General features: G+C 38.7%; 9 protein-coding genes. 3 read left to right on the top strand and 6 right to left on the bottom strand.

Features of this window, described 5'->3' with window-relative positions; all coding sequences use genetic code 11:
* Window positions 1-343 precede the first annotated feature (343 nt).
* Both QUF61_RS11830 and QUF61_RS11825 read right to left on the bottom strand, forming a co-directional pair.
* Window positions 344-733, bottom strand: a complete 390-nt coding sequence (locus QUF61_RS11830; protein ID WP_103921435.1) for a type II toxin-antitoxin system death-on-curing family toxin — start codon at window positions 731-733, stop codon at window positions 344-346.
* The gene (locus QUF61_RS11825) at window positions 730-954 is read right to left on the bottom strand and encodes an AbrB/MazE/SpoVT family DNA-binding domain-containing protein (protein WP_103921436.1); all 225 of its coding nucleotides are present in this window, start codon (window positions 952-954) and stop codon (window positions 730-732) included. Before QUF61_RS11825 ends, QUF61_RS11830 begins: the two co-directional genes overlap by 4 nt.
* 152 nt (window positions 955-1,106) lie before the next feature.
* Here QUF61_RS11825 and QUF61_RS11820 point away from each other — a divergent pair, with 152 nt between their 5' ends.
* Complete coding sequence (locus tag QUF61_RS11820) at window positions 1,107-1,538, top strand: hypothetical protein (protein ID WP_103921437.1); 432 nt, start codon at window positions 1,107-1,109, stop codon at window positions 1,536-1,538.
* A gap of 104 nt (window positions 1,539-1,642) precedes the next feature.
* Here the strand turns inward: QUF61_RS11820 and QUF61_RS11815 are convergent, their stop codons facing one another.
* The gene (locus QUF61_RS11815; protein WP_289681851.1) at window positions 1,643-2,197 is read right to left on the bottom strand and encodes a hypothetical protein; all 555 of its coding nucleotides are present in this window, start codon (window positions 2,195-2,197) and stop codon (window positions 1,643-1,645) included.
* Between the two features lie 453 nt (window positions 2,198-2,650).
* On the opposite strand from QUF61_RS11815, the gene QUF61_RS11810 reads away from it, so the two are divergent.
* Together QUF61_RS11810 and QUF61_RS11805 are read left to right on the top strand one after the other, a co-directional pair.
* Entirely contained in the window at window positions 2,651-3,211 is a 561-nt protein-coding gene (locus QUF61_RS11810) for a class II aldolase/adducin family protein (protein ID WP_289681850.1), read from the top strand.
* Window positions 3,212-3,279: 68 nt separating this feature from the next.
* A complete protein-coding gene (locus tag QUF61_RS11805) occupies window positions 3,280-4,248 on the top strand; it encodes an outer membrane lipoprotein-sorting protein (protein WP_286019497.1) in 969 nt (322 codons plus the stop codon).
* A gap of 121 nt (window positions 4,249-4,369) precedes the next feature.
* Here QUF61_RS11805 and QUF61_RS11800 read toward each other — a convergent pair whose 3' ends face one another.
* The 3 genes from QUF61_RS11800 to QUF61_RS11790 form a co-directional block, all read right to left on the bottom strand.
* Entirely contained in the window at window positions 4,370-4,873 is a 504-nt protein-coding gene (locus tag QUF61_RS11800; RefSeq protein WP_289681846.1) for a dCTP deaminase/dUTPase family protein, read from the bottom strand.
* A gap of 196 nt (window positions 4,874-5,069) precedes the next feature.
* Complete coding sequence (locus QUF61_RS11795) at window positions 5,070-5,903, bottom strand: hypothetical protein (RefSeq protein ID WP_289681844.1); 834 nt, start codon at window positions 5,901-5,903, stop codon at window positions 5,070-5,072.
* A gap of 1,391 nt (window positions 5,904-7,294) precedes the next feature.
* Complete coding sequence (locus QUF61_RS11790) at window positions 7,295-9,583, bottom strand: hypothetical protein (RefSeq protein ID WP_289681842.1); 2,289 nt, start codon at window positions 9,581-9,583, stop codon at window positions 7,295-7,297.
* Between the last annotated feature and the right edge of the window lie 652 nt (window positions 9,584-10,235).

The raw sequence follows: 10,235 nt of genomic DNA, 5'->3' as shown, positions 1-10,235 counted from the left end.
AATTCTCCTTTTTAGCTGCTTGGCATTAGGCCGGGACAGGTATTTTTGTGGATATGAAAAATTACCTTAAGAAAAAAATGGAAAATGATTGTTGACTGAAATAGTCAGGATGTAGCGGGAATTGCTGACACATCATGGAGATTTTTATGAATAAAATTGTGTTTGTTTTTATTTTAGCATTTTCTAGCGCGGTAGGGCGGATAAGTGATAACGCCATCCGCCATTTTGGTGCCACCACACTCACCCAATAAAGGGGACGCTACCCTTTTCAGGGGATTTCAAGTAAAATCAAGGCATAACACGGCGCTGCACTTGATGGCTTCGCCGCAGGTGAGCTTCATCGTTAGACTTTGATGCAATGTTCCTTAAACCATAATGACAACTCATTCTCTTTGAGAACATCAGAAGCTAAATTTTCAAAGGCAATAGTAGCATCAACTTCTGTTGCATTAAGTTTAAAACCATTAATTTCAAGAAACAAAGTACCAATAGTAAATGCTGTTCTTTTGTTTCCATCAACAAACGGATGATTTTTTGCAATACCAAAACTATAAGCAGCAGAAAGATCAAAAATTGAAACGCTAGAGTTATAACTAAATTTTTGTTTGGGTCTAGCAAGTGCAGAATCTAATAAAGACTTATCTCGGATTCCACATCCACCACCATGTTCAGCTAATAGCATGGAGTGTATGGATTCAACAATTTCATCAAGTATCCAAATAGGCTCTCTCATTTAGCTAGCTCGTGGAGAGTGTTTCTATATCGCTTCATTATATCTTCAGCTGCTTCAATTTGGCTTTTGAAATCATCTTGATAAGGTGTTAAAGTGAAGCCTTCAGGGTTTTCTACAAGATATAAAGCATCTCCTTTTGATACTTTCATCTTGCTAAGTGCTTCTTTTGGAAGCAAAATACCCATAGAGTTCCCAACTGAGGTAACTTTTACTTTTAACATAACTAATGCCTTTTGTTAGTACAAATGTTATTACACAGTATAGGGTGGCCTAACCAGAAAATCCAGCGGAGGCAAAAAGATGCCCCGCTGATTTAATCGTTAGGTCTGCGCCGCTCCGCTTCACTGCGTTATTCTTTTGAAGAACAAATAATATGCAAAGTGTTTTAGATGAATTTTTAGGATTGTGGCTTGATAAAAATGGCAATCTGTTATTTATTAAACCTTGGAATACTGGAGGGGTAAAAGTTTCTTTCGCTTCTGGTAAAACTAAAGCTCCGGTTGAACGGGGTTTTATGCAACAACAGCTTACAATTGATGTGCCAGGCGAATTTCATGAAGGGTTTGGAGAGTTAATTGTTCAATTTGGCCCTCCTTATTATGGACCTCAACTCCATCTGAGGCATGAGATAACAGATATTTATGAGGGTAAACCAAGTCTTGAGCCTTCACATGCATTAGTAGCTTCAGCTCCAAAAGAAAAAAAGGAATGGCTCCAATGGCTTGAACCATTGGATGATTATGTTCTTGTTGATGATGATAGAAAAGAGGCAGTTTTATCATCATATCAACTTAGCAGCACATAACGGGACGTTGCAGACGGATGCTTTGCCTTCATACAGAAACAGGAGCGCGGTAGTCAGCTATAGAAAAGACAATACTTTTAGGTCTTCGTAAGTTGTTGTCTTTTCTATAGTCTGACGGTCTCAGGAATGCTTTGCTTCCTATGACAGGGCGGATAAGTGATAACGCCAGTGCGACAAGCTTTGCTTATCGCACTAACGCTATTATTTATGCGCCTATGGAGCTGGTGAGTCAATAGAGCCTTTTTCCCCTCTGGGACCCATTTTCCCTTGAGGCCCTTCTTTGCCTGCTGCCCCTGCTTCACCTTGAATCCCTGGTTTACCTTGAGGCCCTTCTTTGCCTGCTGCCCCTGCTTCACCTTGAATCCCTGGTTTCCCTTGAGGCCCTTCTTTGCCTGCTGCTCCTGCTTTACCTTGAATCCCTGGTTTACCTTGAGGCCCTTCTTTGCCTGCTGCTCCTGCTTTACCTTGAATCCCTGGTTTGCCTTGAGGCCCTTCTTTACCTGCTGCTCCTGCTTCACCTTGAGGCCCCACCTCACCCTGCGCTCCTGGTTCACCCTGCGACCCTGGTATTCCTTGGAACCCTTGTTCACCTTGATGCCCCTGCTCACCTTGAAATCCGGGTTCACCTTGGGGTCCAACGGGACCAGGTTCTCTGGCAAGGTCTTTCAGCTGTTTTTTCAGTGCATTAATTTGTTTTTCAAGCACTTTTTTTAAGTTTTCCAGCTTATTTTTTGCCGCCAGTTTTTTAGTGGTTTTTTTAATGGGTTTTTTTGTGGGCTTTTTTGTGGGCTTTTTGTTTTTTTTCTTTGACATTTTTATTTATCTCCTGAACCGTGGTTGTAAAAATTAATTCTAGCACGGATATTATCAATTATTAGAGAATTTTAGATTTTGGGTGGGTAATACGGCTCATGACCGATTCAGAAATGGGGTAAGAATGAGAATTTTATAACTTCAGCAACTTGGCTGGTCTTTTTCTCCATTTTCTGCGTTGTGAAAACTGTTACATACTATTGCTTCTCTCAATCCACTATATATTACTTTTTACGGTATTTCTGTACGATGACTACATGTTATCCACAATATCATGTCACATGGGAAAGGAGAGCAACATGCCCATTTTACAAGAAGAATTGATTACCTATTATCGTTGGCTGCGACAATATGGATTGAACGACTCGCACAGCGGCAACGCCTCAGTACGCGATGGTGATAACTGCTGGATTACACCAACCGGAGCCTGTGCTGATACCTTAACCTCACGCCAGCTCATTCAGTCCCCACTCAATTACCCGCCCGTACAAGGCGCATCACAGGATACGGCTTTACATCTGGCGGTTTATAACATCAACCCGGAAGCCCATGCCATTTTGCATTGCCATAATCCACATACGGTAGCCATTACGATGAATGGCAAGGATTTTGAGCCAATTGATCTGGAAGGCCAATATTATTTTCAGAAAATTCCGGTCTTGAACATTCCTTATACGGAATACGCAGCGCGCGCACCACAAGCCGTGGCAGCCGTGCTGGCAACGCAACCACTGGTGGTGGTGCGGGGGCATGGTGTTTACGCCCAAGCTTCATCACTCAACCTGGCGTATAAATGGGTCTGCTCGGTAGAACTCTCTGCAAAAACCTTGTGGTTAAACAAACAGTTTGTTATAGAATAAACGGTAAAACATCAAAACAATAAAAAAAAGCCTGAATTGAACCCAGGTTACAATTGCTTGGAGGCCACATGAAACACACCACCTTAATTGCTGCCTGCGGTATGCTATTGACACTGTTTGCACAAACATTACCGGCAACGGTCACAAAATCCCTGCCCTATCCCACAGCAGATGTTGGACAAGTGGACGCACTTGAGCTTGCACGGCAAATTTATTTTGTTAATCACTTCTACGCACTAAAAAACTACGCGATTACCAAAAAAGGCGTAACGGTCACCGTGGTGATTAATCGCACGACGGGCGGCAGAATTACAACCAATACGGTAGAGCGTTATCTGAATAATGACTATCATAATGGTAAAATTAACGCCAAGGATCTGACTATTTTCCGCTCTGGAAAATTGCGTGGTACCGGCATGTTAATTACCGATTATGTTGATGATAATAAAAGTCAGAGTTATGTCATCTGGCTGCCCGCTTTGCGTAAAATTCGCCGCTTTTCCCAACCCGCTCATGAAGATGCCTGGGGGGGGTCTGATTTTACTTTTGGTGATGTTTATCTGCGCAAACCTTATCATGAAGCACATGAAGTATTGGGAGTGGAAACCTTTAATGGCTGCCTGCAACGCATGGAAATTGCAGATGAGCAACGCAATCAATATACCCAGAACCTGCCTGCCGCTTCTTGCGCACCAGAAAACAAACAAGTCTATAAACTAAAAAGTACAACAAAATTTAATGACTGGTGGTATGACTATCGTATCAGTTATGTGGATACACAGAGTTTTGCAGATTATCGTACTGATTTTTTCAAAGATGGTGCGCATATTAAAACCATTGACCGCGACTGGTATACGCTGCCAGGTTATCAAGGCAATGATCCCCGCGCCTTAACCTGGGGTTATTGGTACGGGAAAAATCTGCAAACCGGGCATGAAAGCTGGGCGGTCATACCCTCAACAATTGTTGAATTTGATTCCAGCCGTTTTAAATCTTCACTGTGGTCTGAAAAAACCCTACGTAAAATCAAACGCTGAGGAAAATGTAACATAAAGATGAGAGAAACAGTGGGGTAGCAAATTTGGAGATAAATTTGGAGACACCCATCAAAATAACCAAGTTTTTTATACTGGTATTTAAGTGGGTGTCTGGAAATTTTTAGGATACTCTATCAGTTTTTTTGCTTGGGAAGATGACATCTATAGGGAAAGATGTCATTGGCATTGGGATTAGTTTTGCAACCTGCTGCCCAAGTGATACAACTTGCTTGTATTTCGTATTATTATGTAAATGCACGACAATTTCCCCATCTCCAGGTTTTACAACGCCAATTCCGCTATAATCAAAAGCCCTATAGTGCTCAAAAAAAGGGAGTATTAACCCAAAGATTCCAGGAGGGAAGTTGACCTTAATACCGGTTCCTATGTGAGCGAATTCAGATTTTTTTATTTTAATAACCTTGGTCATGCACGATACAAGATTGAATCCAACACCATCTACATTGCTGTTTTTAGGTGGCAGAAACATTGATGATTCAGCAGGTCTCAAGTGGTTACTTTTTATTGCATCTTTATGTGAGTTATTAAAATCTTCGCATAATCGCTCTGCCATTTTCTCGTCATAATAAAGTTCACTTACTGTAATAATTTCTATTTTATTCATACATACTCGCTTGGTAGGGCGCATAAGCGATAGCGTCATGCGCCGTATAATACTGAAAATTCTGGAAAAGTCTGTAAGCCATTGACTTTAGGTGGTACGCATCCGCGTAAGCCATTGATTTTGTTAGAGGCAAAAAAGTTCTTCGGAGTTTTCAGTATGATAAATGATGAATGGTGCTACTTATCCGCTATGCAGGTTAGGTTTTATCTGAGATAAACTTTGGAAAAGCAATGTATATTTCACGCTCTTGTTTATAGCAAAGTTCTGACTGTACTGGAGAACAGAATAGGTGTAGTCTGATTTCCTCGCTATTTCTTTTCATTGGTGTCTTTATAGCTTTTGCGCCGACATCATACGAACTGCTTGGCTTGTAGGTTTCAATGATGGTGTTTGTTGCGAGTTGAATTTTCATTGCTGCTTTTTGACTGATAAATATTTGCGTTAACGCGAACATTTTTCTGCATTGAGCTTCTGAACGGCATATTGCATGAGCTTTATTCCTGGCATCGAGCCAGTGTATTTGTATATTCTCAATACGTTTTTCCTCAGCTTCTACTTTGTGTTTTTTTTCTGTTGCCGCCAATTTCTTTTTTGCTTTTTCCTTTTCGGCAAATACGATTGCTTGCTGAGCGGAATTAGACAGGTATCCTGGAAACGTGAACTCAAAGTTTTCCCTGGCTGTATTTATTTGTATTGAGTCTGCAATTGTTTCAAATAATGCCAGCCTGTCTTTTTCAAGTTTTGCCGCCTGCACTTGCCCGTACTTGTCCGTGCTGTTTTTCAATGATGACTTTGAAAATGTAGATAGCGCAGTCCGGATGATTTGCGGGTTATTGATAACTGATCTCGCTTTTTTAGCTGCCTCATTACCATCATCAAGATAATCTTCAGCCAGTCTGTATGCGGCTTCTGCGTCCCCTCGCTGCAGTGCATCGTGAGCATAATCAAGATTTGTTTTCCTGATATACGATTGATTGCATCCGTTTAGCGTGATGAGAATAATAATTAAAAGCGCGATGTTTTTAAGCATTTCCTGTCTCTTTTAAGTTTGTGTTGATGTTTGATTGTTATAGGCAAACGGCGGATGGCACTGTGCTTATCCACCCTGTCATAGGAAGCAAAGCATTCCTGAGACTGTCAGACTATAGAAAAGACAACAACTTACGAAGACCTAAAAGAGTTGTCTTTTCTATAGCTGACTACGCCCTTTCGTTAATTAATACCTGATAAAGCATTGTCAGTATAGCGTTTTCATGTTTTCATGGGTGTTATATTATTGTGCTAATTACTATTCAATATTGTAGTTTTTGTGAAAAAATTTGAAGACACCCAGAGTGCAAAAAATTTGAAAAAAAATTTGAAGACATCCATGTTTTAACCCCTTCAAAAACATGGGCATCTGTAAATGACAAAATTTGAAGATAAATTTGAAAAGATAAATTTGAAGACACCCAAAATATTAGATAAATTTGGAGACACCCATCTAAAATAACCAAGTTTTTTATACTGGTATTTAAGTGGGGATAAATTTGGAGACACCCATCGTGCGACAAGCGAAGCTTGTCATTTCTTACAGAGTGAAAGTCTCTGTCTGGTGTAATCAAGTAATTGATTACAAGAAGGTCTAACCAACCACCAGTAGCGAGTGTTGCGCCTCTGGCGGAGCGTTGCAAGCGGTTAAGTCTGCTGCAAACGTGAACAAGAAAGGTGAAGCGTACACAGCGTACTATACAGGTCACAGGGGATATGCACATCCCTGAAGCTATAATCAGCATCGTTAGTCTTATTTAATGCAGATGGCGACACTCTGATGGGAAGTGGAAGCCAACACAAAGGAATCGTCAAAGGTGAGATTCTGGAGGATTTGCCGGTGTGATTGGGCATGACATGTGTTTCTAGAACAAATGGCAGGTTGTGTGAGACCCTTACCGTTCCCGGAATACTGCAAGGTATGCGGATATTTAGCCACAGAAGGGGAAACCCGGAAACAGAGGCAAGCCGAAACCTAAACAGCGTTAACGCGGGTAAGTCTACTCAACCAAAAGAAGAGCGGCTGAAGATGGTAAGGGAGTCAGATACATTCATAGTACTCTGAGCGTGGGAAAGCCACGTACATGGGGAAGGGATGTACAAAACTGCGTAGCCCGCAAAGGCAAACTACACCCAGACATGAAGGACTGGATTAATGGAGCAAACCTCACTGCGGGGAATAGCAAACAAGCGTGCAAAGCGAGCAGTTTTGAAAAGCCCTGTGCGGTAATTCCGCACGCAGGGATTTGTGAGGGGGCAACTGGGTAACTGGTTGTTCTACCTCGATAAAATAACCAAGTTTTTTATACTGGTATTTAAGTGGGTGTCTGGAAATTTTTTTATCTGGAAATTTTTTTAAACCCTTCAAAAACATGGGTATCTGTAAATTGTTTATAAATGGCGAACTAATTCTCGTTGTGTAATAACAACCTCTCCAATTACCTCCCAAACTTCCTCTTTTTCTATAATTTCAGCAAATCGCCCAACAGAAAAACCATTTGGGTATAAATCATCTTTCTTTATAATATCCTCTATTATTTGAGATGCCTCAGGGGACAACATTGCCTCTACATTAGCGTTTTGCTGTTTAATATCCCAAGTTTGAAATCCTTCATTTATTTTTAAAGCAGAGGCTAAATCTCTAGCATAAAAACGATGATTACATAATGCTATTATAACTTCTAGTAGTGAAACTTTTAAAAAACCAGAAAATTTTTCATGGTCATTTTCAAACGAAGTATCAATAATCCAAGCATGAATTTTATTTTCATCAACTTGGATTATACCTAGTTTTTCTTTTAACTCAGCATCGGTATTCAAGGTACTGATGACATGGGGAAGTTTTCGTTTAAGTTGTAACCCCGCTTTGCGTAAGGTGTCAGTTTTGTGTTTCCAAGCTGTCTCTAGAGTTGTCCGCACATAAGTTGATTTTAACTCAAAAACAAATACATGCTCATCTTTAGCACAAATAACATCTATATCACCAACCTCTCCTTCATTTGTTCGAGGAGGTTGGTAACTCTGAATAACATTAAATCCAAATTTTTGAAATAAAAGGGCTAAGTTTTTTTCGATACGGTCAGTTTCGTCTTTTAGTGAGGGGCGTTTGTTGTGAAATCGCCGTAAGTTATTGATAATGGCTGTTCCATTATTTTGTTGAGCTAATTGCCAAGGAAACTGAAATAGCCAACGTCCTACTTTCAAGAAAGGTTTTTCAAATAGTTCTCGAAAAGGCTCTCGTTGTCCATTCTTAGGGTTTTGTAATGATTTGGATAGTGCTTTTATATCTGTACTCCATAAGTCCACTATTACTTGAGCATCCTTTTCTAATATTTTTTCTGATTTTGCAATTTGCTGGACTCGCTCTTGCTGATCTATAAAGTCTAAAGGAATGCGAGGTTTTCCTTTTAAGATATTTGCTACTATAAATTTTTGAAATGCCTGTTTCCAGTCCTGCGTATTTTGTAAAAATTCTGAATAAGGCACAATGAAATTTGATTTAAAATCTGCACATATCATTTCTAAGATATAGGTTGAATTGCGTACAGTAGCAGTTTCTGTATTAATTAACTTATCTATACCATATAGTTCATACAAAATATTTTGATATTTATTGGCAAGTAACCAAGCATTTTGATTATATTCATGGTATTCCTTTGAACCAAAAATTTTATCTTTTAATTTATAATTTTGAAACTCTTCAACAACTATATTATTCCAATAAAGTTCAGAATAATGCAAAAGCTTTTCTCCATCTCGTTTCCAATTACGAAACTTCTCTATATCAGCTACACACAAAACCAATTCACCATTTTGGGTATGTAACTCAAAATTTTCGTCATAACAAAATGTATCAAAAGAGCTATTTTTAAATACGATAAAGTCTTTTTGAATCTTAACTAAACTTTCAAATTTACTAAGTTTATCTGCTATATTTTTAGATATTTTCTCCCCCCATATAAAATGCTTATTTATCTCTGTATAAATAAATTCTTGATTCAGTTTAAATTCATCTGGCAGGCATAACTCTAATTTAGTTAATAGCAATTGATTTATGGCTTGAGTGGAAGCCTGAAAGTTATGGATTTGCCTACTATGATGTGTGATTGCAGGAGCATTACCAACTAAATGCTTAAATCCATACAAAGTCGTGTAGAACAAAAATTCCAGGAAAGAAAACTCAGATAAAACCACTTCAGATTTTTTCAAATGATCTTTACGAGTATGAAACTGATCTGAGATAATATGACATGCCTTATTAAACTCAGAAAAATCAGGACTAGTATCAAGAATTTCTTGAACAGTTTTCCAGCGGGGATGGTCTTGATGCTGTATAAAGACCTTAGAATGCCGTATGGCTTGCTTAAAGGAATTGGGGGAACTTAGAACAACTTTTTGCAAGAATTGAAAATCAACACTTTTTTGTTGAAAAAAGCGAGTCAAAGCTAAAATGAAAGCTTCTGAATCAAAGACTTGTTTGTCTACTTGCTGCCAAAATTGGGAGCGCCAAAAAGCATTATCTCGTTCTTTATGAGAGATATTTTGCTTTTTAATTTTACTGGGTTTGTTATCAAGATATTTATGAGTTTGTTTAATAATTGCGTCTGATTCAGAGTATCCTTTTTTGATTAAAGTATTAAATGAGTCTTGATAGGTGTTTTGAGTGGATAGTTTAGTCATTATAGCCTCTGCATTGTTAAGTTGACCCGCAAGTCATTTGCTTAGGCTTATGAGTTACTAAGCTCAAATTCAATAATAGCAAATTAAATATTTTATGTAAAGTTCTACAGATCGGTAAAATGGGTAAAGGTACGCCCATGAACTTTGTTTTAGCAAAAATCAAAGAAAAAGCAAATTTAAACAAATTTGAAGGCATGTATGAATAAAATTCTAGACACCAACCAAAATTATACAAACAGAAAATTCTAGCCTGGTAGCGACAAATTTGGAGACACCCATCGGAAAAAAATTTGAAGACATCCAAAAAAATTTGAAGACTCCCATATTTTAAACCCTTCAAAAACATGGGCATCTGTAAATTATCTGTAAATTACTATACTTATTTGTGAACAATGAATTGACTTGAGAAAAATTGGCTTCAATTGCTTTTTAATACTGTTTCTCAGACGTAATACTTCCCCAGTTTTATAAAATCCAGGGTAAAATTATCGGGATTATAGGCAACTTAAACCCGAACAGGATTTTGTGCTTTATGGTTTTGTTTGGCTTCAAACTATCCACTACTTTTGGGTGAATATGAAGGCTGCCAAAAACAGGCGTCGGTAATTCCTTATATTGACTTTACTCAGTATTTTGGGGAAACCTTGTGGAA

It is taken from the genome of Candidatus Venteria ishoeyi (assembly GCF_030378065.1).
In the GTDB taxonomy this organism is placed as follows: domain Bacteria; phylum Pseudomonadota; class Gammaproteobacteria; order Beggiatoales; family Beggiatoaceae; genus Venteria; species Venteria ishoeyi.
Note: the sequence above shows the minus strand (reverse complement) of the source record. Positions and strands in the feature narration are given on the sequence as shown.

Bases quoted from the DNA above. Each gene is read 5' to 3' on its own strand.
- QUF61_RS11830 (WP_103921435.1), bottom strand. From the start codon at position 733: ATGAGAGAGCCTATTTGGATACTTGATGAAATTGTTGAATCCATACAC.
- QUF61_RS11825 (WP_103921436.1), bottom strand. From the start codon at position 954: ATGTTAAAAGTAAAAGTTACCTCAGTTGGGAACTCTATGGGTATTTTG.
- QUF61_RS11820 (WP_103921437.1), top strand. From the start codon at position 1,107: ATGCAAAGTGTTTTAGATGAATTTTTAGGATTGTGGCTTGATAAAAAT.
- QUF61_RS11810 (WP_289681850.1), top strand. From the start codon at position 2,651: ATGCCCATTTTACAAGAAGAATTGATTACCTATTATCGTTGGCTGCGA.
- QUF61_RS11805 (WP_286019497.1), top strand. From the start codon at position 3,280: ATGAAACACACCACCTTAATTGCTGCCTGCGGTATGCTATTGACACTG.
- QUF61_RS11800 (WP_289681846.1), bottom strand. From the start codon at position 4,873: ATGAATAAAATAGAAATTATTACAGTAAGTGAACTTTATTATGACGAG.
- QUF61_RS11795 (WP_289681844.1), bottom strand. From the start codon at position 5,903: ATGCTTAAAAACATCGCGCTTTTAATTATTATTCTCATCACGCTAAAC.
- QUF61_RS11790 (WP_289681842.1), bottom strand. From the start codon at position 9,583: ATGACTAAACTATCCACTCAAAACACCTATCAAGACTCATTTAATACT.